Below are 21,029 nucleotides of genomic sequence, written 5' to 3'. Positions count from 1 at the left end.
CCTAGCAAGATTCATTACTAGTCCTTCGCCAAATTTACCCTGAGCGATAATCCCCCGATTAAACTGGGGCAACAACTCAGGACAAGGTTCAGAATGACACCTAGTATAAGATTGCTTCACGGAGTCTATTCCTACGCTTCGCTCAGGACAGGCCCTGCGCGCAATCGAAGCCTCACAATGACAGTATAATGAGAATCTCCTAGCATCCCTATGTTAACCCTAATCTTAAATTACAATCACAAACAATTATAAACTCCAAATATCAAACATTTAGAATTTGGAAATTGTTTATAACTTGTGATTTGGTCATTGGAATTTATCTTTCTATGTTTCTTCTTGTCCATGCAAGTACTTCAAAGGCGATTTTCTATTAAGGTCCTCGATTAATTTAGTATTATGGTTTCTCTCCTTTCTAAGGTAATCACTAATCGCTATTCTCGCCCCCTCGTGAAAAATAAAATGCGAACTGTATGTGGGCATGGCGGCGAAACCTCTCAAGAATTTATGGTCGCCCTGTGCTCCGGCCTCAAACACCTCTATTTTATTTTTTATAGCATAGTCAATCAGACTGTAGAAACAACATTCAAAGTGCAGGTTATCATGGGCAGAAGTTGTCCCCCAATAGCGTCCAAAAAGCCTCTTTCCCCCCACTAGGTTAAAAGTCCCCCCAATCCACTTTCTCCCCTCCCTGGCTAAGACCATGACCAGACGGCGTCTGAAATTATCAAAAATTTGGTCAAAGAATTTCTTATTGAGATAGGCGCTGCCCCACTTTCTAGAATGCGTGTCCATGTAGAATCGCCACATGGCATCTATATGTTCCTTCTTTATATCTTCTCCCTCGACTATTTTTATCTCTAGTCCTAGCTGTTCTAGAAACCTTCTCTCCTTTCTTATTTGTTTCTTCCTATTGGAGCGCAAATCATCCAAGAAGTCCTCAAAGTTTTTATAATCCCTATTCCTCCAGTGATATTGATACGTTTTCCTTGAGAGAAAACCCAGATTTTCAAGAAAAACCTGCTCTCTCCCGGTTAAAAATAAAAAATGAATTGAAGATAAATTTTCCTCCCGGCAAAACTCAATCAAATACCTAACCATTAGCTCTGCGCATTCATCAAAAGAATAATGGGGATGGACCAGAATACGCACCCCCGTGGTCGGGGTAAAGGGTATCGCCACCACTGCTTTGGGATAATAAGGGAGTCTTGCATTTTGATATGCCCGGGCCCATTCCCAGTCAAAGATGAATTCGCCGTAGGAATCGTATCGAATATAAAAGGTCACGGCTCCAACTACTTTCCCCTTATCGGAGAGCACTATGTAATAAGGGAGCCAGGTTGTTTTTGGCCCTACGCAGCCCGACTCCTCGAGTGCTTCTAAAAACTCATACTCCAGAAATGGGTTGTCCGGGTCTACAATATGATTGTATTGCTCCTTGTCGATGTGTTTTATGGAGTCATAAATATTGATATTTAGCTTCTCCAAACTATCCTTGCTACCTATTTCTAAATACGGCTTTCCCGCTTTTCCCATCTTTTATCCCCGGCTCATGACCCTGCAATCGAACATCTTTCAAATCAGGCTTTCCACAATCCCTTCCCCGATATAATACTTTTTAATTCTACCTTAGATTTAATTGACAAGTGTTAACTCTTCGTGAGATAATGGTGACAAGAAGTTACCCGTAAGTATCGGATGGTTAAAATATGAAAAAAGATTCGAAGCTTCGTTTAAACATTCAGATAACTCTTCTCTCGATAACGATGGTTCTCTTGATTAGCGTCCAACCAGGCTTGGCCGATCTTCCTCCTAGCGCCTATAAAGAAATGCAAGAATCTGCACCAGAGTACATTGATATCGAGGTCCTAAAAGTAAAAACAGAAAAAGTGACGGACGCTATTATGGTAGACATTGAGGCAAAGGTGACAGGGGTCAAGCGATCAGAATCTAATCTTAAAGCAGGAGATACAATAGTTATAAGATATTTCCACGACACCAGGGGTCTAATCGGTCCAGCGCCAATACCTATACTAGATGAAGGGAAAAGTTACCCTGCATTTTTAGTAAAAGAAGACGGAAACGACTTTTATCAACCGTCGGCAATGGGGAGAAGCTTTTCGGTTGTTAATTAAGTGCTTCTTCATGCTTTAAAAGCAGTGTCTAAAATCTGCCGCACTGGTTTCCAGACTATTTCGTAACCAGCCAGGCCCGGCTCCAGATGCGGTATATTCCGTGATACTGATTCTCCACCATAAACCCAAAACAAAGACTCTCCTTCGCCCAGTCTCCGTCTCCGCCCATCACCCCGCTCAGCTCCTGACTCATACCTGTTCCCCACGTCTTCTGTTGATTCTCGATAAACTTCCAAACAAGCTCGCCAATGCTGATATTCTGGGCAAGTAGAGACTCCGAATCTTTGTCAGTTTCGGCGCGGAACACATTCGCAAGCGCAAAGCGACTTACGATTCTGAGCTGGGTCAGGTAACGCTCTTCAACTGGATTGACCGCATGTCCAATAAAAACAGCATAGTCCTTGAGATGGTGATAAACTCCGAGTAAGCGGAGGAAAACCTGCACCTCTGATTCGCTCGGTCCGTCATCGAAATAAATCACCCCTCCTGCCGGCTCAGTTATAGGAGCGCCGTGGAATGGGTGGTTTGTGTGGGAATGATAACTGTAATAACCGGAGGGCAATCCGGATAACGTGGATAAAGGGTCATCCCAAGGACGTATTGGAAACGGACCTTGAAATCCCATGCCCATAGGGGCAAATAAGCTCAGGTCTCCCGGTTGTATTTCCAATTTCTTACCCGGCCAAATTGGAGGTGAAATCTTAATCAGGTCTTCGAGGTTATCGTGCTTCTCACCCATCTGCTTTTTCCTCTTATTAATAAGGTCTTTCATCTCTCCTCGCCATCTCCTCAAGATAAGCAACAACGCGGTTATATTCATCATCACTCTCTATTGTCTGGAAGATTGTCTGGTTATTCCTTTGAACAAGACGTACAACCACCAAACTATCTTTGTCCATGGGCAAAAGCAAGGCATACTCGGTGTCTTCAAATTCAAATATGTCAAGGAGCTTGCAGGGTATGAATTCCCGTCTTCACCTTCGAGGGTTATGACTGCATCTTTTTCATCATTCATGCTTAATTCTCCTGATATATCATCCAGCTTTCACTCAGACAAATATATGAGCCGACGAAGGCACTGGTAATATGACCCCGCCTACTTGTCTTTAGGCTTGATCCGCCTCCTCCTTTTCTTTACCGTCCAGGAACCGTAGTTCTTCTTCAAGCTCCCGCTTTTACCGATATTTTCCGGGATGACCGTAACTTCGAAATCCCCGCCAACCTCCTCGCTGCACTGGACACACAGCATCGTATCCGGCAGAGCCTCCAGCCGGGCAGCGGGAATCTCTACATCACACCTCTGGCAAAACCTCGTTCCCATAATCATTCAATTTCCTCCTTCCTACGATACAGTAAGATGCCTATATCGGGCAATTCCAGGAAGACTAGCGATTTAGTTTACACATTGCCTGGGCGAAATAGTAGACGGGACTTCCGGCACGAGCTCTACGGCGAATCACCCGCACCACACGGCCATCCCTGCGTGCATTGACAGCAACAAAACGCCCGATCCTACGCCAGCCCTTCTCCGTAAAATAAAATCGGGCACGTTGGTCGGCGATATCGAGTTGTTTCAGATTAAAGCCATCCACCCCGGCCATAAAAGCACCCAAAATGCGAGATGGAATGCGCCCAGGAATGCCTATTGCGCTGCATATGATACGGTAAATCATAATTCAATTCCGATTGGTAAATTAAAAGTCATCTCAAGAATGGCATGTCATGCTGAGTGCAACGAAGCATCTAGGTTTAAGTAGGAGAAGTTGAGAGATTCTTGAAGATAGCTTCTAGCCTTTTTCTCCTGGATTCAGCTTTTTCAGCTCTTCTCGAAGCTCCATCCACAAAGTGCCTAGTACATTTCTCCCCACCCATTCCCCATTTTCCAAAACAGCGCCCCAAAATTTGGCAGAGCCTCCCGGGCGAGCCGTGCAGTCCTCAATAATCAGGGCATCGCCGGTATCAATCAACATCTGCTTAAGCTCCGGATGCTGTTCCAGTTTTAGCTTTAAACATAGCCTCATTCTCTCGATGTCGTCGCTTGCTTCGTCCCACTCGCTGATTCGGTTAAGAAGATGACGGTGCTTCTTGGCAACCATTTTGGCTGACATAGGCGATTTCTGAGCCCGAATTTCTTCCATGATTTCAGGATATTCTTGAAACCGGAGTGCCTGAAACAAGGCTTCGGTAGTACGGTATGTTTTTCCTTCGTATTCAACGGGATAGGGAGACATGTTCCCCAGCCAACCATAGGGCAGCCTGACCTTGGTGAATGCGATGATTCTTGATTCTCCCACTTTCATGATGTTAAGCCTCGTTACCTCATGTGCGTTTTTACTCTTTTGTAAAGTATTGTTTTGCTTCTGGCCGTTCGTCCTGAGCCCAGTTGAAGGGCGAACACCGCTACTTTCCAAGTCATTATTCACCAATCATAGTAATACTTTCTTAAACCTCCAAAAGGGCCTAAGTACCATCCGGTCCACTCGTAGCCGTATGTCCACTGCACTATGCCTTCCACCCGAGTACCAAAAAGAAACCATGGTCCATATCGGCGAAATTTGATATCATGAACCTCGGAGAGCGAATTGGCAGTGGCATAGACACACCATTTGATCTTGTTATCCCCGTCTCGTAATAGCACCGTCGGCGCTGAGTCATTCCCTTTCCTCTTGTAAACCTCGACCCTGCTCGCAGGACTAATAACCAATACCTGTTCAGGATTATCCAACAAATCGCAGTTCTCTCTGGCCTCTCCCGTAAATGGGCTATCCGCCGAAAAAGGGTTTAGGTAGAGAAGAAATACCAAAGCGGCTATAACGAGAAAAACAAAAGCCGCTGAAATCGAGCCTATGGAGATTTTAATAATTCGCCTCATGTTAATTTTTCGAGTAGGGGCTAATCAGATCGACAGGCTCGCTACAGGTTTGTATTCGCCCTGAACAAGCAATGGGCGATCACAAGTCGCCCCTACAATTTTTTGTAAGATTTGGCCACCATGTTATTTTATACTGCTAAAATGCTGACTTCTTAAATTTTTAACAACTCGCCTAATTAAATGTCATTGCCCTGAGTTCCACAGCCAAACCTTGATTCCATCTGGTCTAACTCCCTAAGGATTTGCCGAACCTCGGATTTGAACTCATCCAACTCAGAGAGCGTTTTAAAGTCTTCCTCCGTATCGTCTGTGCTAAATATGGAAATAGTGATAAGGCAAACTCCCAAGCCTATCCATGCTCCCCAGAAAAACCAGAGAAAGAAATCAGAATCAAAAATGCCACTGGAAATACCTGTGATAAGGCCGCCAGTATAGATAAAAAAGGGTAAGACGAAAACACCTTTTATAGTAGAAAAAATTCTATTAAAAAAATCTCCCCACTTACCCTCATCGGCTATCAAACCACCTCCCAGGCTTACCCCGGCAAGCACCGAGGATAAAAAGGGGAAGATGGGCGATAAGACCTGATAAATAAACCCGGAGAGCAGTCCTACAACCAAGGCTCTTATGAACGGTATTCTCAACTCCAAAGTCACGGAAACTATTGAAGTAATTCCGCCAAAAAGGATCGAATAGAATAAAAAAGATGCAATCTGGGATTGATCAAATATAAAAGTTCCGAGAAGGTAAATAAACGTTCCCCAGAAACCACAAATTATTAAAGGTATTAACATGGATTTTAGTTTGTTATTCATGATTGGCTTCTCCGCTTAGTGACCTCGTTCGCCCTGAGCCCAGCCTGCCCTGAACTTGCTGAAGGGTCGAAGGGCAGCTTAAGTGCCTTATACACTTTATGAAACTTAACTTCATCCTTCCCCCGGTTTAACCGGGGGACCTAGGCTCAGAATGAGCGGATTGTTTGCTTTCGTATGTCAAGCGGGATTACAAAACCCGCCTATATTTAGGGCACGCCGCAGCGTGCCCCTACAAAAATCTACTTCTGCTGCTCTCTAGCCTTTGCCTTGTAATCTTTTATTAACTTCTTTCCCGGGTCGGAAGCCGGAGCAGGCGCCGCTACCGACATATCTTCCATAGCCTTACGAAGCTCTTCCTCTTGCTTCACCGTAGCTTCAGTCCTTTGAGCAGAGCTATTAAGCACGGATATTCTTCCCAAGGCCTTTTTAATATTGTCGACTGCGCTATCATAATCTCCACTCTCATAGAATGTAGTAGCCTGGTACATCTGGTATGCGGCATCTACCGATACGCCTCTCGCTGAAACCTCTTTGTTTTCGTTAGAGGCCACCTTATTCATGTCCTCGGTGACTTCATAGTTTAGCTCTTTCTGCAGGCTAACCGACTTTCCGTCTCCAGTGATTTCACTAAACTCCAGGGAGGCGGTTAAAAGTGGGTGCAGTCCAAGGTCATTTGTCGGTGCATTCAACTTCACTAAAATGTTCCGTTCTTGGCCGCCGAAGACATCGCCCAGCCTAATCTGAACTTTGCCGTCTTTGATGGCGTGAGTATATCCATAGATACTGTTTATCTGCACACCGGGAGCAAGGGAAAGGTAAATAACCGAGTCTTTAGCCACGGTCGCCAGTATTTGACCGAACTCCTTCTCGAATATCCGGGTAAGCTGGGTCGGAGACTCGATGAAGTAGTAGTTTCCGGCTCCGTGCTCGGCGATGTTCATCATCAGGTTCTCGTCATAATTCAAGCCCAGCCCCATGGTGGTTATATGAACGCCTCTTTCCGCCGCACTGCTGGCAATACGGCTAAGCTCGCCTATATCGGTTATCCCCACGTTGGCCAAACCGTCGGAAAGAAGAATCACCCGGTTAACGAATCCTTCACCCACGAGCGATTTAAGCTGGTCAATACCGCTAGTCAGACCGCCGGATAGATTCGTCGAATCGGTCGGGTAAAGGGAATCAACTACGGATAACGCACTTTGTTTGTCCTTCAAGAACTGAATTCGATAAATCAACTCCACTTCGGTGGAATAGGCAACGATACCTATTCTGTCGCTGCTTCCGAGACCAGAGATTATCCTTTTAGCCGCTTCCTTTGCGTATTCTATTTTTCCTGCTTCGCTCATGGAGCCGCTTCTATCGATAACCAAGACCAGATTAACCGGTGCTCTTTCCGGCACCCTGATTTCCTGACCCTTGATTTGCAGGTTCACCAAAACCTCTCCGTTAGAACCCCTGTGGACATAAGGATGGCTTGATTTGATGTCCCACGAAACCGTACCCGTGTTTGAGTCTATAGGCCGTGGTATGGTGGGAAAAGCCTTCAAGTATCTTCCCCCTATGACAAGGGCAAATAAACCCAGAATAAGAACCAATAACAGCGCATTACTCTTTAATCTCATTTCTACTTCCCCCCTTTCTTGATGTTTCTTTTGAGTGCTTCAATCTCTTCGTTGATTAACTTCTCTTCCCTCTCCCGAGCTTCCTCTTCCTTCTCCTCTCTTATGAAGGTGTGCTCGCCTTCTTCCTCTATCCTCTCCTCCATCTTCCGCATAATGGAGAAGGGCTCCTCAAAACCAACCTCGTCAACCGCCTCTACTGCTTTTGTCTTATCCGACATGCCTCTTCTCAGCCTAATGTCCTTGATAAGCACGTTCCTTTTTGCTTTCACCATCTGAACCCGGTCTTCCAGCACCTTGAGCGCATCTCCCATTTCTTTTAGCTTCTCCTCGTCCCTTGTCTGGCTGATATTTAGCTTTCTCTCTTCCTCTTCGAAGTCTCTTCTTTTCCGGAGAGAATCCCGGGCATTTTCCTCCATATCCTTCTTGATAAACTCCTCCGCACTTTTCTGCCAGTAGGAAACCTGGTCACGAATTCTTTTAAGAAGACGCTCTCGTCCGTTTGACCTGAATTTGAGTGCAGCATGCCTTGCTCTGGCACTTTCCAGTGCTTCCTCCATCTCCTCAACTGCCTGATTGATTATCTTTTCCGGGTCCTCCGCCCTTGTTATCCAATGGTTCAGCTGAGATTTAAGCAGAACTCCTATTCTTTTCCCGAAGCCCATTTGAATATCCTCTATTTAGGTTTTTAGGGTTTATTACGAATGAGACCAGAAAAGGATTTAAAAGGAAGGTTTTTAATATTTTTGGGTATAACCTGGGTGAGGTTTAAGGTTGAAAATTAAGAATGAATGTGAAGATAGATAATTGCTGGTTTAAGTCAATCCAGTAATGTTTACAGCCGAATTGGCCGTTCCACATATACCATCAGCTTCTGGCAAACTACATCTTGTATTTCCCGAAGTCGCCGGCAGGAATCTTGTCGAGCAGGTCGGATAGCTTATCCTTATCTTCGTCAATCTCTACCTTCTTCGATTTTTCCAGCACCTGGTCGTTCACAAAGATTGGAGAACCAGTTCGGAGGGCTATGGCTATTGCATCGCTCGGCCTGGAATCGATTATATGTTCCTCGCCGTCCCGCTTCAGGTGTATCTCGGCATAGAATGTGTCGTTTCTTAAATCGGTAACCTCGATTCGGGTCACGGAGAATTTCACGCTATCCAGCAGATTTTTGACCAGGTCATGTGTGAGCGGCCGAACCCGTGGAGTTTTTTCTAGCTCCATGGCAATGGAGCTTGCTTCCATGAAACCGATCCAGATTGGAAGCACCTTTTCCCCGGTGAGGTCCTTCAGGATTACGATCGGGCTATTAGTGAACGGGTCTAAAGCAATACCTGACACTTTCATTTCCAGTAACATGCTTCACCTCCATTAAAGATTTTCCGCCAACTCACCCCGGAGGGAGTTTGTAAATCCCTCTGTAATCTTTACCTTTACTATTTTACCCTTGTAATCCTTGGTTCCAAGAAAATTTACGATACGGTTGTGGGTCGTTCGGCCAGAAAGGCACTCCGGGTCATTCTTGCTTTCACCCTCTACTAACACCTCTTCAACCTGCCCGATCCTGCCTCGGTTTTTAGCGGAGGTGATCTCCCTCTGAAACTCTAGTAATTGGGATAGCCTCCTGCCGGCTACGTCGTCAGGAATAGCACCGGGCAAGTCTGCTGCCGGCGTACCCGGACGGGGTGAAAATTTGAAAGAAAAGACACCATCGAACCGAACCTCTTCTAGTAATTTCATAGTGTCGTCAAAATCTTCCTCTGTCTCTCCCGGAAATCCTACGATTATATCCGTGGATATAGCTATATCCGGGACAGCATCCCTAAGCCTGTTCACAGTGTCTTCGTACCATTCTCTTGTGTAAGTCCTTTTCATGTTTGCCAAGACCCGGTTAGAGCCCGATTGAACCGGGAGATGGATATGATGACATATCTTCTCCACTTCCTTTATAGCCTCAATCATCTTTTTAGTAACGTCACGAGGATAAGAGGTGGTAAAACGAACCCGAAGTAAACCTTCTACCTCGGCAACCATCCTCAAAAGGTCTCCAAACTTGTAGCCGTCCATTTTCCAAGAATTTACGGTCTGTCCGATAAGGGTGACTTCCTTTGCCCCTTTTTGCACCAGGCTTCTTGTTTCCCTGAGAATATCCTGGGCTGGTCTGTTGATTTCTTCCCCTCTTACGTATGGGACTATACAGTAAGTACACCTCTTATTGCAGCCCTGCTGTATCGAGACGAACGCGGTGACCTTACCTTCTTCATGATAAGGTTCAACGTCAAAAACCTCTTCTATGTCCAATGCGGTTTCAACGTGCCTCCCATTCTCGCTCTCGACCTTATGAACCACCTCAGATAGCTTGGGAATGGCTCTAGGCCCTAGTACAAAATCGAGATGAGGTATCTTGTCGAGAAGTTTTTCTCCATACAGTTGAGCTACACACCCGGTGACACCCACTATCAGGTCAGGATTCTTAGACTTTAAGTGTTTGAACCTTCCCAAACTGCTGAGGGCCTTTTGGTCTGCTTTCTCTCTGATAGCGCAAGTGTTAATTATCACCACGTCGGCCTTCCGGGGATCATCCGTGGTTTCCATGCCCAGAGTTTCTCTGATCCGGTCGGAGTCGTATTCGTTCATCTGGCAACCGTATGTTTCTAGATACAAATACTTCTTCATATTTAATTAACAATGTAACGCTTTGACAGGGGTAAGTCAAGGAAAAAAGAATGGAAAAACCCACCTGCAGACAGTAGAATTTAATCGAATGTGGTAGCGGTCTTAGTCAGTTAAATTGTGTTGACACATTTATGGAAATTTAGTAGGCTAGAGCCTACATTCAGCCGGGCAGAATCGGTTAGGAGGAAAACATGAGCAATGAGACCGTGGATGCAACTACGGCCAGGCCGGGAGTATTTAGCTGGTACAAAGATATAAACGAGTATCAATGGAAGGCTTTCATAGCGGCATTACTAGGATGGACCCTGGATGCTATGGACCTCCTCCTGTTCGCATTCGCCGTGAGCAGTATAGCAGCAGTATTCGACCTCTCCCCGGCTCAGGTAGGCACGCTTTTCTCGGTAACACTTTTCTCCTCGGCTTTTGGTGGAGCACTATTCGGAGTAGTGGCTGATTACGTCGGAAGGGTCCGCGCTCTGACTTATACCATCTTGTTGTATTCTCTCTTCACCGGGCTTAGCGCCTTTTCTCCCAACGTAGCTTTTCTACTGGTTTGCCGTTTGATCCTGGGCCTGGGCATGGGAGGGGAATGGGCATCCGGAGAGGTTCTTGTAGCCGAGGCCTGGCCACGGCAACACCGGGGTAAGGTAATAGGTATGGTACAAAGCGGCTGGGCAATCGGCTACATATTGGCGGCGTGCCTGGCCACCCTGATAATACCCTTTTTCAAACAGGGAGTTACATATACTCTCCCTACCCCATTCGGCTCGCTGAGTTTTGACGGAATTGACCTTGGTTGGCGAATACTTTTCTTCATGGGGATTCTGCCCGCTTTCTTGGTTTTCTATATCAGAAGACACCTTGATGAACCAGAAATTTGGAAAAAAACCTCGGAGATGAGAAGACAGGGCAAACTGGGAGAGGAAGGACAGAGCTTTACCCTGAGTCAAATATTCAAAGGAGACTTACTTACATACACCATACGTGCAGCACTCCTCACCAGCCTTTGCATGATTGCGTATTGGGGCCTTTATTTTTGGGTCCCACAGTTTCTTTCCAGGCCGGTTGAGGAAGGCGGGGTGGGGTTGGGCCCGAAGGGCTTTGCCTGGATCATTCCCATAAACATCGGGGCTTTTATCGGATGTAATACCTTTGGATGGATAAGCGACCGCCTGGGTAGAAGACCCGTTTTTGTTGCCTATCTCCTAGCCATGGCGGTATTGGTTTACTTCTTTGGCCACGCAAAAACCCTGACTATGGTTCTGATATTGGGACCGCTCGTCGGTTTCTTCGGCACCGGCTTTTACTCCGGCTTCGGTGCTCTTTTCGCCGAGATATTTCCGACACGGGCCAGGGGAACCGCTCAAGGGTTCTGTTACAACTTTGGAAGGGGTGTTTCAGCAGTGGCTCCTCCGTTAGTAGGCTTTGTCGCCAGTATATACGGCTACGGGCTTTCTCTTATCACCGTCTCCGTATTCGCCGTTGCCGCGGCTGCCGTAGTCCTAACTTTTCCGGAAACAAAAGGTAAAGAGCTACAAGCGGAATAGGAGTTTTTGAAAAAATAACAGTAGGGATATTTCACGCAGAGGAAGCAAACATCCCCTTTCAGATAACATTCAAGCTAGCGGCGGAATGGCTTCCCGGGACCAAAAGGTCTTTTATTCGTCCGAAGAGGAAATGGAAAGACTCGATATCAGGGATAACGGACTCAGTGCCCACCCTGATTTTAGACTGGCTTCGAGCGGATTTTCTACGACAGGATATCCTATGATCCCCATGTCCGGAAAAAGGGCAGAAGCGGTAAGAAAAGCGATCTTGGGGGAGGAATAGATTTATTACAAATTAATAGAAATTGCTACAATATAATCTTTCCCATCCTTATGAATTTCAGAAAGCAGCGAAATGGCGTTTTAGAAAACTTCAAAGTTGGATAGCCAGATTAATTCTCTAAAATTTAAAGATGTGCAATTATAGGAATCGGTAAAATTACCTCGGATGCTCTGACTCAACCCCACCAGAGGAAAGACTTTATTCATGAGACTATTACGTAAAGCAAATTCCTAAGCACGTCAGTGCCATGCTTTCTACGTCAATGTATTCAATATTACAGATTAGCTCAACCTTTCCCAAGGCTAACAAGCATATAATATAAGTGCCTTAAAATCGGTCTTGCGTGCTTAATTAGTAGGCAAAACACCAATCATTTCAATCATCGCCTTATCCATAACACTTAGCAAATAGATCATAAAACCCGACTAATATCAGGCAAAACCAAGAAATTATCACCCCGTTACTCTCCTTGGCACACCTTTTGCCATCTCATCCCCCAAATTCCCTCTTAAAGGAGGTGCAAGTTAAATGAGGTGCCTAAACTTCGGTACAAAAAAATCGACAAACCTATTGATCGCCCTGCTTCTTTTCCTCACCATCTTCCTTTTATTTGGAGTGCGTGCGGTAGCGCAGGAGGGTGGGGCAGAGGAAGTTCTCTTCACCCAGGAGATGGCCGATGCCATCGCTTACAACAAGATAGCCATCGACACAGTGTGGGTCCTGGCTACCGCCTTCCTCGTCTTCTTCATGAACCTAGGCTTCGGCATGGTCGAATCCGGCCTATGCCGGGCTAAGAACACCGTCAACATACTGTCTAAAAACTTCATCGTCTTCGCCATCTCTTCCCTGGCCTTCTGGATCCTGGGCTGGGGTCTTATGTTCGGCGACGGGAACAGTTTCCTGGGACTAAAAGGCCTTCTCTTTGTCGGCGGGGCAGACAACAGCCCGGCCACCGGTGACGCCTATCAAGGAGTCTATAGCTCTATAGCTTGGACCGGCGTGCCCCTCTGGGCAAAGTTCTTCTTCCAACTAGTCTTCGCCGGTACTGCCGCCACTATCGTCTCAGGAGCAGTGGCAGAGAGAATCAAGTTTAAATCTTTTATTGTTTTTACTTTCATAATTGTCGCAATCATGTACCCCATAACCGGGCACTGGGTTTGGGGAGGGGGTTGGTTAGCTAAGCTAGGGATGTGGGACTTTGCCGGTTCTACCGTAGTGCATTCCGTGGGGGGATGGGCGGCACTAGCCGGCGTTATTCTCCTTGGGCCAAGAATCGGGAAATACAAGAAGGATGGAACTGTCAATCCCATACCTGGACACAGTCTAACCGCAGCCACTATCGGTGCATTCGTGTTGTGGTTCGGATGGTTTGGGTTTAACCCTGGCAGCACCATGGCTGCCGCATGGGCAGACATCGGAAGGATCGCCGTTACCACCAACAGTTCTGCTGCGGCTGCGGCGTTCAGCGCCACCATAGTGTCCTGGATTTTACTGAAGAAACCAGACCTTACCATGATATTGAACGGCTGTCTCTGTGGGCTGGTGGCCATAACCGCTCCTTGCGCTTTTGTCAGTGTGGGGAGTTCGGTGATAATCGGCCTTGTTGCCGGGGTATTGGCTGTTATGGGGGTGCTCTTCTTTGACCGGGTAAAGATAGACGACCCGGTGGGAGCACTAACCGTGCATCTGGTGAACGGAGTATGGGGGACGTTGGCAGTGGGGTTATTTGCACAGGACGTGATAATGCCGGGCACCACCGGGGACGGGTTACTCTTTGGGGGAGGGGCGAAGCTGTTCACGGCACAGTTGATAGGGGTGCTGGCAGTAGGAGCCTTCACACTGGGAGTGGGACTAATAGCCTGGTATGTGATAAAGCTGGTCATGGGTATCAGGGTCTCTCCCGAAGAAGAAATGGAAGGCCTCGATATCGGTGAACACGCCCAAACCGCTTACCCAGATTTCCAGCTAGCCGCAAGCGCACTTACCACCGGTCTATCGAAGATGCAAGCAGAAGCGGTGGGAAAAGCCGTCCTACAACATGAAGGAGAAAAGGCTTAATCCCCAGGTGGAACACATAAACATAAAGTTCACATTGATGAGAATAAATAAATGCAGAAGAAGTTAAACGATTGAACGATTAAAACAAAAGTGCAAAAAACAGATTAAAGGAGGAGTTGACGTGATGAGAAAGCTTCTAAAAACATTGTTCTTAGGGGTTTTGGTTTTACCCTTGGTTAGTACAGGCTCATGGGCTAAGACCCAGCAGGAGCAAATAGACGAGCTCAAGAGGATGATAGAGCAGAACCAGAGGGAAAACCAGGAACTTAGGCAAAAGCTCGAACAGATTGAAGCCGAGCGAGCTACAGAAAAAATGAAAGTCGAGGAATTTATGACTAAGGAAGAGAAAAAAGACGAGGAACTCTCGACTCTTTATAACATATTCAAGAGGATTGACCTGGGCTTCTCTGTGGACACGACTTATCAATATGTATTCAACCATCCCGAGAATGAACCCATACAGTTGAGGTCTCTTTATACCGAGGATAACCAATTTGCCATCAACGCTTTTACCATCACCCTGGCAAAGACACCGGTTATGGAGGAGAGCTTTTGGGACTTGATAGGTTTTAGGGCCGATATACTGTTCGGCGAACAGGCAGACAACCTGGCATCAACCGGATTTGGAGATGACGTAGTTGCCCCTTATCAACTTTACCTGCATGTTTTAGCGCCAGTGGGCAACGGTATCGGAATCCAAGCTGGAAGATTCGTCACGCTGGCCGGTTATGAAGTAATAGAGGCAAAGAACAATCCCAACATCACCCGTTCAATTCTGTTCGGTTTCGCTATACCGTTTACCCACACCGGGATAAGAACAAGCTATTCCGCCGGCCCTCTGACCTTTTATGCCGGGCTGAACAACGGGTGGGACGTAACCGAAGAGACGAACGATGCCAAGACCATCGAGGGACAAATAGCTTTAGCCTTACCAGACATTGCACCTTCCGTTACTAATATATCTCTTGCCGTTACAGGTTATTTTGGCGAAGAGACTAGCGACGACCCTGCTTTACTATACGACGATTGGCGCAACCTGGTCACCGTCGTTGGTTCAGTCACCTTATTTGACATTTTGAAGTTGGTAGCAGATGTTGACTTCGGCTGGCAGAGGGGCATCACCAGCGTGGATTTAGGCTTAGACGACGACCAGGCATTCTGGTGGGGCGTTGCTGGATACGCCATAGTTGACCTCCACCCGGCAGTAGGATTCGCGGTGAGAGCCGAGTATTTTGACGACCAGGAAGGTTTCAGGACAGGGCTAGAACAAAAGCTATTTGAAATCACCCCGACACTGGCGATAAAACCCTTTAAGGGACTTATTTCCGGTAATAGATATCTGGATAATTTTGAGTTTAGAGCGGAATTCAGGTGGGATCACTCTAATGAAGAGTTTTTCGTAGATGACGATGGCGGTCTAAAGGAAAACCAATATGGTATAACCGGACAGCTTCTTTACTGGATAGATTTATAACGAACTAAGGAAAAATCTCTCCGTATCTCCTTTTGTGGGCAAGGGCAGGACAGCTTAGGTAATACAACTCCCGACTCGGCTGCTCCTGCCCTTTTGTTTCCATAATGTAGATAACCCAAGCCCCCACCAAGCCTTAAAGAGCAATCTCCTACTTGCACGACCGAAAAGGGTTAGGTACACTCAAGCTCTACTCAGCCAGGAATAAATAGATAGAATAGGTAATACAATTCCATATGTTTCGTAATCCCTCGAAATCATTCACACGCCCGGATAGCTCAGTCGGTAGAGCAGAGGACTGAAAATCCTCGTGTCGGCGGTTCGATTCCGTCTCCGGGCATAACCTAAATTCTCCAAATACCACTGCTAGTCCTCAGTAAATTTTTGATTTTCTCTCGTAAATTAAATATACAAACCTGTTTTTCTTAATGGGATTATTCGACCATTGGTTTTATCCTTTTAATAACCCTTTAAAAGACTGAGCGATAATTTTAAGAAGGTAACCCAAGATTTAAGACAAAGGTAATATAACGGACAAAAATTAAACTTTTTTTTCACAAAAAATTTATTCAAAGGTCCAATTGTCTTGCCCCCGGTAAAGGCTCTTTAATTGAATTTGTACAAGGAAAATGGAATTCACAGAACTGGATAGAGAGCTTACCGGACTTTTAGACCTGGAACAGGGCTGTGTTTTTGCACTGAAGCCAAAGAAGTACGACAACCGGCTTGAATTTATTTATCCGGACGAACTTAAAGGGCTTACTGTGCCATTTATCTACCAGGGCATAATTTGGGACAAAGTAGTCATGAACAAAAGCCCGCTTATTCTAAATGACTTTCAGGAGGAAATTGATATTATCTATTTAAATTCCCTGACCATGGAAGGTACGGAATATTCAATAGCCAAGATGATCGCCTACCCGATCTGCCTGGCCCGTCAAATATGCACCGTTATACTGGTTGTGAGAAAAAACCAAGCTGGTACAAATTTTCAAAACTTCATCGGAGAAGACTTGCAAAAGATAAAATCGGCAGTTGATAAGATGACTTACCTTCGACTGGTGAATTCGGCTTAATCAACTTTGTAAACCGTAGCCGCGCCTCTTAATTGAAACGACAAATTAGCACACATATGCAGAATAACCGAAGGCTCTCAGAAAGAATACCGACTAGACTGAAGGTACTGCATGGAGTATCAGGGGCCAACTTTACTGGTCATACCTTGAACATCTCCTCGAATGGATTAGCCATCCAGTCTCCGATTATCTTCCCAGCCAACCGCAGGATTTGCATAGATTTATATATCGGCCATGAAGCCACAAAATTAGACGGCGTTGTGGTATGGTCAATCTGGGATAAAAATACCTTCAATTCAAGAATGGGAATAAAGCTCTCACAAAATATCGACAAGCTGATAAGAACCAAGTTCTCGATCGTTCCCAAGCTCTATAAAAATAACGATGGTAGCACCATGAAGTAGAAAAGATTTAATAATTATCTGAATCTATTCAGGGTTAGAGGGTAAATTCGGAGGAGTCACTCTTGATCTAATTGTTCTTCTCTCTCTTTTATCTGTCTTTCCCTCGTTTCAGTCCGGTCTCTTACTTTTTCCGGTAGGCTAACCGTTTCTTGAAAATAAGAGGGGCTATTTTGCCGTTTACTGTCTAGGGACTCCAATAACCGGATAATTCCCATGACTATTATGATAACCAGAATTAACCCGATTAAGAGATCTTTAAGATTCATAGCTTAAAATATAGCTTACGGGTTAAATCTCTACTTATCTTCCCGGCCTCATGGAGATATATCTCATATAATAATGGCCATTCGGGCCATATCTCCCTAGTCCAATGAGCCGGTATCGGGCTGGGGACCCGCCCCCCCCGCTATATCCTTCCGCCAATTTATCCAAGAAACAAGAAAATGCTTGCTATATCGCATAAATTTAGTATAAAATTAATTAACTAATTCCAGGCAATAGATGTAAAATGCTGCCTTTCCGGAGGTAAAAATAATGAGATTTGGCGACTACCTTAAGAATAGAAGGAAACAAAAGAATATAACCCAAGAAGACTTGGCCCGGGCACTGGGCGTGTCCAGCGTATTTGTGCATCAACTCGAAACGGGCAAAGTCGACGCCCCATCAATGGACCGGTGCCAAAAGATAGCGGATGTCTTGGGAGTACCTTTGAACGAGTTATGGAATGTTGCCAGAAAGGAAAGATTGAAAAGATTCATGGAAAGGGAAGGAATTTACGAGGATGATACCGAGGTTCTGACCGAGGTAGAGAGAATGCTCATAAAGCTATATAGAAGCCTGGACGAGGACCTGAGGCGTGATTTTGGGGGAATGATCTACATGCTTCTCAGACGTTCACAGAACGAAGGAGTCCAAGAAATACTGGAAGAGTTTATGAGATGCGCCTAGAGAACAAGCTGCAAACCATAGCTACTGCTCTTGGAATAGAGCTATGTATCTTTGCTCTTGTTGGATTGGTGTTTCTTTTCCAGTTCGATAAAGCAAAGACCGAGCTGGTAACTAAAACGAGAGCCATTGCCGAAACGATAGGCGACCAAGCCAGTAATTTCTTCTCCAATGTCAGCGAGGATAAAACCAGCGACGCATTCTTCATGTTTTTGGATGAAAGGCTTGGCCGAAAAAAGTTATTCAACACCTTTGAGATAGCACCGAAGTTTTTCAGCGTTGTTTTTAAAAGAGACGTGGAAGCCGGAAAGGCATCTGGCTATTTTATGCAGGATTTTTATCCCGAGGGAGGATACGCCGTAAAAAGACAAAACGGTGTGATCTCCGTCTCCGTTCCCTTTACCGTTCAGGACCAAAGTGGAGAACCTTTTGGGATCGTCAAGATTGATTCGGACACGAAAGCAATAGCCAAAAAAGTAGTAGCCGATAATTTCCTCCTGTACGCGGCCATGCTAATAGTCCTGAATAACCAGGCTTTCATCTTATATATACTCATGAGGAGGAAGAAAGAAGTAGTATTCGAGAAAGGATACCTCAAGGAACATTCCATCGGTGCCCTGAAGATCATGCATAAGGTTCTTGGAGACATAATCCAAGACCACGAAATAGACACAGAACCGACTAAAAAACAGACGGCAGATAGCAATAAAAAGGTTATTTCCATCTCGGAACTGGTTGAGAAAAGAAAGAAATGAAAAAGCTTTTTATCCTTGTTACAGTACTGATGCTTTTCCTCGGGGCTTGCGCCGGGCCGGAGGTAGACGGGTCTGTAACCCTAGACGGACCTGTACTTGAAAGCATAAACAGAGAGGGTTTTCTTGAGTTCAACGGCGTAGTGGTCAATTCTGGAGATACGCCGGTTAGGTCTGTCTACGTAGTTATGATGCTCCGAGACGAGGATGGAAAGGTTATAGAAGCGACTTCTACATCCGTCTTAGGCGATGATCCTAACCGTTTACTTTACCCATCGGAAAGGGCCTTTTTCAGCATTACCGTAAAATCGGACCCTCAAAGTGTGGCTTCAAAAGACGTAGAGATCTATTATGATGAATCAGAATCCGATTTGCCGCCTTCGTCATGAAGCCGTTTTTTAACGGCACTCCCTAATATACTTAAATCTTTAAAAATTATCAGCGTTCAAACCTATCTAAAATAAGAGATTGCTACGCGGGGATCGGAGGTAGTTATGAAATTCCGGGAACCGGAACGCAATGACCTGGAAGGAAGGCGGTGTTTAGTGAGAAACAACGTCCCCCTTCGGTCATTGCGAGGGAGTCCTTCGGCAGCTCAGAGCCTGTCCTGAGCTGGTCCCCGATTTAATCGGGGAAGGAATAAATTCCACGACCGAAGCAATCCCATTTCTAGAAGCCGGTATTACCAAGAATTTCATATGTCATTTGAACTTATATGCTTTGGACAGCATTTACGTAACAAACATAAAGAGGGCAACCTGATTTTAAAGAGTGTTTATATCTGTCTAAAAGCCTTGTTTTACGAGAGTGAACGGTTTGGTTTCTAATTATTTTGGATAGCAGTATCAGCGATAACTTAAATATTATCCGAGCCTGCCAGCCCTATAATAAGCTCTACACGGCGATCAACAGCCCCACTGCTTCCTATAGCTTTATCGACACCAAGCCCAACTGCTTTGAGCCTTTCCGAAGGCAGCCCTCTAGAAATCAGATAGCCTTTGACTGCATCAGCCCTTTCCTGTGATAACTTAACATTATCACCTTCCGATTTGAGGTCATTCGTATAACCGACTACATCAACCGGGAGGCCGGGATATTCGGCCAAGACGGTGGCCAAGGCGTCAAGCGATGGGTAAAAGTCAAAGAGTATGATGGTTCCGGAGGGAGCGAAGAGCTCAGGGAAAACAACTTTGACTCCCCCTTTTATTATTTCCGCTTTCGCACCGTAAATTGAGGATATTTTCCTTCTTATCTCGTCTCCCAGGTCGTATTTGATTTTAGATTCATCAAAAGCCTTCCCGGCAAGGGCGATAGCCTTCTCCGCCATTTCAATCGATCTTTCTTCCTGGCCTAGGTTTAAACTTTCTTCTGCAGCCTTATAGGTCTCGCTCGCTTGGCTCAGTAGCTGTGGGCTAAAATACTCCGCCGACACGCTCTTTGCGGCTTCAATTTTTTGTCCTGCCCTTTCCAGTGTGTCTAGTGCTTTTGAGTACATCAAATCACGGGAAAGAGCTAAACGATCCTTGATTTGCTCTAACTTCAGTACATTCTCCCTCAGTTCATTCTCATGTGCTTTCTTTGTCGAATTTGCCTCTATCAACTCGGAACGTAATTTTTTTACCTCCTCCTCATACAGCCTTTTTCTTCCCATAGAAATGACCGTCTTTGCCCTGATTTCTGAAATCTGACGGAGTTCCTCAGCTCTATCCCCGTTCCCCGCCGCTAGTTCCATTTCCGCTTTCTCGTAGAAAGATTTTGCCTCTTTCATCAGTTCCGGGGCATAGGTTTCACCACCCATTATTCTGGCATCCTCTATAAGAGCGTAGCTAATGGCCATCTCCTCATTGGGAGGAAACGCCCTAGAAGCGCAGGCCATAGTGAGTGAAAGCACCAGAATCATAAGACTTTTCATTTCTGTTCTAAATTATTGATCTCCTCTTTAACCTTTAGGTTCGTAGTCTTTATCTCTTCGGTCTGGCTTCTTATTTTCTGGATCAACTCTTCAATCTCGTCTACCTTTTTCTTGCTCTTTGATTCTTCAAGAAGAGCGTTCAAGTAATCAACCTGGCAAGATGCTTTTTCCATCATCAGACTGCTCATAGGGTCCAGGCCGTCCTGACTTAAAGCCCCCCTGGCTGTCTCTATCCATTCTGAAGCCTTATCCAATTCCTCGTCAGGAATATCAGCACCATCGTTTTTAATATTGATAAGCCTATTTTCCAGTTCTTCCAGTCGGGCTAAAGCGCTGTCATAATCATCTTCTTGCGCCGGGGAGGAAAACGCTAATACCATAAGAAATAGCACGGGGAAAATGAAGATAAGGTTCTTCATTTGTTTGACCAGAAAGGGTTAAATATAAAGAAGAGCTTCATATATCAT

The 21,029-nt window shown here is 45.5% G+C and carries 22 protein-coding genes and 1 tRNA gene; 11 read left to right on the top strand and 12 right to left on the bottom strand.

The features are described 5' to 3' along the window. Positions 1 to 324 precede the first annotated feature (324 nt). Positions 325 to 1,533, bottom strand: a complete 1,209-nt coding sequence (locus tag VNN20_17575) for a GNAT family N-acetyltransferase (GenBank protein HWP93997.1) — start codon at positions 1,531 to 1,533, stop codon at positions 325 to 327. A 173-nt stretch (positions 1,534 to 1,706) separates the two neighbouring features. Between VNN20_17575 and VNN20_17570 the strand changes: the two genes are divergently transcribed. Then, positions 1,707 to 2,132 carry a hypothetical protein gene (locus VNN20_17570; protein HWP93996.1) on the top strand — a complete coding sequence of 142 codons (426 nt, stop codon included), beginning with the start codon at positions 1,707 to 1,709 and terminating at the stop codon, positions 2,130 to 2,132. 55 nt (positions 2,133 to 2,187) lie between these two features. On the opposite strand, the gene VNN20_17565 is transcribed toward VNN20_17570, so the two are convergent. From VNN20_17565 to miaB, 9 genes are all read right to left on the bottom strand, one after another. Then, positions 2,188 to 2,904, bottom strand: a complete 717-nt coding sequence (locus VNN20_17565; GenBank protein HWP93995.1) for a hypothetical protein — start codon at positions 2,902 to 2,904, stop codon at positions 2,188 to 2,190. A 324-nt stretch (positions 2,905 to 3,228) separates the two neighbouring features. After that, positions 3,229 to 3,459 (bottom strand): TraR/DksA C4-type zinc finger protein, encoded by a 231-nt coding sequence (locus VNN20_17560; GenBank protein ID HWP93994.1) that lies wholly within the window; start codon positions 3,457 to 3,459, stop codon positions 3,229 to 3,231. A 460-nt stretch (positions 3,460 to 3,919) separates the two neighbouring features. Next, positions 3,920 to 4,432, bottom strand: coding sequence for an NADAR family protein (locus VNN20_17555; protein ID HWP93993.1), 513 nt, complete (start codon positions 4,430 to 4,432; stop codon positions 3,920 to 3,922). A 119-nt stretch (positions 4,433 to 4,551) separates the two neighbouring features. Continuing rightward, positions 4,552 to 5,004, bottom strand: coding sequence for a hypothetical protein (locus VNN20_17550; GenBank protein ID HWP93992.1), 453 nt, complete (start codon positions 5,002 to 5,004; stop codon positions 4,552 to 4,554). Between the two features lie 176 nt (positions 5,005 to 5,180). Continuing rightward, the gene (locus VNN20_17545) at positions 5,181 to 5,819 is read right to left on the bottom strand and encodes a hypothetical protein (protein ID HWP93991.1); all 639 of its coding nucleotides are present in this window, start codon (positions 5,817 to 5,819) and stop codon (positions 5,181 to 5,183) included. A 239-nt stretch (positions 5,820 to 6,058) separates the two neighbouring features. Continuing rightward, the gene (locus VNN20_17540) at positions 6,059 to 7,441 is read right to left on the bottom strand and encodes a VWA domain-containing protein (protein HWP93990.1); all 1,383 of its coding nucleotides are present in this window, start codon (positions 7,439 to 7,441) and stop codon (positions 6,059 to 6,061) included. A 2-nt stretch (positions 7,442 to 7,443) separates the two neighbouring features. Further along, positions 7,444 to 8,103: a PspA/IM30 family protein gene (locus tag VNN20_17535; GenBank protein ID HWP93989.1), complete on the bottom strand. Its 660-nt coding sequence runs from the start codon at positions 8,101 to 8,103 to the stop codon at positions 7,444 to 7,446. Positions 8,104 to 8,320: 217 nt separating this feature from the next. Further along, positions 8,321 to 8,797, bottom strand: coding sequence for a bifunctional nuclease family protein (locus VNN20_17530; GenBank protein ID HWP93988.1), 477 nt, complete (start codon positions 8,795 to 8,797; stop codon positions 8,321 to 8,323). A gap of 12 nt (positions 8,798 to 8,809) precedes the next feature. After that, a complete protein-coding gene (gene miaB, locus VNN20_17525; GenBank protein ID HWP93987.1) occupies positions 8,810 to 10,114 on the bottom strand; it encodes a tRNA (N6-isopentenyl adenosine(37)-C2)-methylthiotransferase MiaB in 1,305 nt (434 codons plus the stop codon). 191 nt (positions 10,115 to 10,305) lie between these two features. Here miaB and VNN20_17520 point away from each other — a divergent pair, with 191 nt between their 5' ends. The 10 genes from VNN20_17520 (at position 10,306) to VNN20_17475 (ending at position 19,039) form a co-directional block, all read left to right on the top strand. Then, positions 10,306 to 11,661: an MFS transporter gene (locus tag VNN20_17520; GenBank protein ID HWP93986.1), complete on the top strand. Its 1,356-nt coding sequence runs from the start codon at positions 10,306 to 10,308 to the stop codon at positions 11,659 to 11,661. Between the two features lie 85 nt (positions 11,662 to 11,746). Then, a complete protein-coding gene (locus VNN20_17515; GenBank protein HWP93985.1) occupies positions 11,747 to 11,944 on the top strand; it encodes a hypothetical protein in 198 nt (65 codons plus the stop codon). A 669-nt stretch (positions 11,945 to 12,613) separates the two neighbouring features. After that, positions 12,614 to 14,002 (top strand): ammonium transporter, encoded by a 1,389-nt coding sequence (gene amt, locus VNN20_17510; protein HWP93984.1) that lies wholly within the window; start codon positions 12,614 to 12,616, stop codon positions 14,000 to 14,002. Positions 14,003 to 14,126: 124 nt separating this feature from the next. After that, positions 14,127 to 15,476 (top strand): outer membrane beta-barrel protein, encoded by a 1,350-nt coding sequence (locus VNN20_17505; GenBank protein HWP93983.1) that lies wholly within the window; start codon positions 14,127 to 14,129, stop codon positions 15,474 to 15,476. A gap of 264 nt (positions 15,477 to 15,740) precedes the next feature. Beyond that, positions 15,741 to 15,813: transfer RNA gene (locus VNN20_17500), tRNA-Phe, on the top strand. Positions 15,814 to 16,102: 289 nt separating this feature from the next. Then, positions 16,103 to 16,549: a hypothetical protein gene (locus VNN20_17495; GenBank protein HWP93982.1), complete on the top strand. Its 447-nt coding sequence runs from the start codon at positions 16,103 to 16,105 to the stop codon at positions 16,547 to 16,549. 56 nt (positions 16,550 to 16,605) lie between these two features. Then, positions 16,606 to 16,953 (top strand): PilZ domain-containing protein, encoded by a 348-nt coding sequence (locus VNN20_17490; protein ID HWP93981.1) that lies wholly within the window; start codon positions 16,606 to 16,608, stop codon positions 16,951 to 16,953. A 534-nt stretch (positions 16,954 to 17,487) separates the two neighbouring features. After that, on the top strand, positions 17,488 to 17,901 hold the full coding sequence (locus tag VNN20_17485; GenBank protein HWP93980.1) for a helix-turn-helix transcriptional regulator: 414 nt from the start codon (positions 17,488 to 17,490) through the stop codon (positions 17,899 to 17,901). Further along, a complete protein-coding gene (locus VNN20_17480; GenBank protein ID HWP93979.1) occupies positions 17,892 to 18,653 on the top strand; it encodes a hypothetical protein in 762 nt (253 codons plus the stop codon). The genes VNN20_17485 and VNN20_17480 overlap by 10 nt, the downstream gene beginning before the upstream one ends. Next, positions 18,650 to 19,039 (top strand): FxLYD domain-containing protein, encoded by a 390-nt coding sequence (locus VNN20_17475; protein ID HWP93978.1) that lies wholly within the window; start codon positions 18,650 to 18,652, stop codon positions 19,037 to 19,039. Before VNN20_17480 ends, VNN20_17475 begins: the two co-directional genes overlap by 4 nt. A 467-nt stretch (positions 19,040 to 19,506) precedes the next feature. On the opposite strand, the gene VNN20_17470 is transcribed toward VNN20_17475, so the two are convergent. Together VNN20_17470 and VNN20_17465 are read right to left on the bottom strand one after the other, a co-directional pair. Continuing rightward, entirely contained in the window at positions 19,507 to 20,562 is a 1,056-nt protein-coding gene (locus VNN20_17470; GenBank protein ID HWP93977.1) for an OmpA family protein, read from the bottom strand. Further along, positions 20,559 to 20,981 (bottom strand): hypothetical protein, encoded by a 423-nt coding sequence (locus VNN20_17465; GenBank protein HWP93976.1) that lies wholly within the window; start codon positions 20,979 to 20,981, stop codon positions 20,559 to 20,561. Before VNN20_17465 ends, VNN20_17470 begins: the two co-directional genes overlap by 4 nt. Between the last annotated feature and the right edge of the window lie 48 nt (positions 20,982 to 21,029).

The organism is Thermodesulfobacteriota bacterium (assembly GCA_035559815.1).
Classification (GTDB): domain Bacteria; phylum Desulfobacterota_D; class UBA1144; order Nemesobacterales; family CSP1-2; genus DATMAT01.
This window is presented reverse-complemented; position numbering and strand designations above follow the sequence as displayed.

Coding starts and splice junctions, on each gene's coding strand:
- VNN20_17575 (HWP93997.1), bottom strand. CDS start 1,533: ATGGGAAAAGCGGGAAAGCCGTATTTAGAAATAGGTAGCAAGGATAGT.
- VNN20_17570 (HWP93996.1), top strand. CDS start 1,707: ATGAAAAAAGATTCGAAGCTTCGTTTAAACATTCAGATAACTCTTCTC.
- VNN20_17565 (HWP93995.1), bottom strand. CDS start 2,904: ATGAAAGACCTTATTAATAAGAGGAAAAAGCAGATGGGTGAGAAGCAC.
- VNN20_17560 (HWP93994.1), bottom strand. CDS start 3,459: ATGATTATGGGAACGAGGTTTTGCCAGAGGTGTGATGTAGAGATTCCC.
- VNN20_17555 (HWP93993.1), bottom strand. CDS start 4,432: ATGAAAGTGGGAGAATCAAGAATCATCGCATTCACCAAGGTCAGGCTG.
- VNN20_17550 (HWP93992.1), bottom strand. CDS start 5,004: ATGAGGCGAATTATTAAAATCTCCATAGGCTCGATTTCAGCGGCTTTT.
- VNN20_17545 (HWP93991.1), bottom strand. CDS start 5,819: ATGAATAACAAACTAAAATCCATGTTAATACCTTTAATAATTTGTGGT.
- VNN20_17540 (HWP93990.1), bottom strand. CDS start 7,441: ATGAGATTAAAGAGTAATGCGCTGTTATTGGTTCTTATTCTGGGTTTA.
- VNN20_17535 (HWP93989.1), bottom strand. CDS start 8,103: ATGGGCTTCGGGAAAAGAATAGGAGTTCTGCTTAAATCTCAGCTGAAC.
- VNN20_17530 (HWP93988.1), bottom strand. CDS start 8,797: ATGTTACTGGAAATGAAAGTGTCAGGTATTGCTTTAGACCCGTTCACT.
- miaB (HWP93987.1), bottom strand. CDS start 10,114: ATGAAGAAGTATTTGTATCTAGAAACATACGGTTGCCAGATGAACGAA.
- VNN20_17520 (HWP93986.1), top strand. CDS start 10,306: ATGAGCAATGAGACCGTGGATGCAACTACGGCCAGGCCGGGAGTATTT.
- VNN20_17515 (HWP93985.1), top strand. CDS start 11,747: ATGGCTTCCCGGGACCAAAAGGTCTTTTATTCGTCCGAAGAGGAAATG.
- amt (HWP93984.1), top strand. CDS start 12,614: ATGGCCGATGCCATCGCTTACAACAAGATAGCCATCGACACAGTGTGG.
- VNN20_17505 (HWP93983.1), top strand. CDS start 14,127: ATGAGAAAGCTTCTAAAAACATTGTTCTTAGGGGTTTTGGTTTTACCC.
- VNN20_17495 (HWP93982.1), top strand. CDS start 16,103: ATGGAATTCACAGAACTGGATAGAGAGCTTACCGGACTTTTAGACCTG.
- VNN20_17490 (HWP93981.1), top strand. CDS start 16,606: ATGCAGAATAACCGAAGGCTCTCAGAAAGAATACCGACTAGACTGAAG.
- VNN20_17485 (HWP93980.1), top strand. CDS start 17,488: ATGAGATTTGGCGACTACCTTAAGAATAGAAGGAAACAAAAGAATATA.
- VNN20_17480 (HWP93979.1), top strand. CDS start 17,892: ATGCGCCTAGAGAACAAGCTGCAAACCATAGCTACTGCTCTTGGAATA.
- VNN20_17475 (HWP93978.1), top strand. CDS start 18,650: ATGAAAAAGCTTTTTATCCTTGTTACAGTACTGATGCTTTTCCTCGGG.
- VNN20_17470 (HWP93977.1), bottom strand. CDS start 20,562: ATGAAAAGTCTTATGATTCTGGTGCTTTCACTCACTATGGCCTGCGCT.
- VNN20_17465 (HWP93976.1), bottom strand. CDS start 20,981: ATGAAGAACCTTATCTTCATTTTCCCCGTGCTATTTCTTATGGTATTA.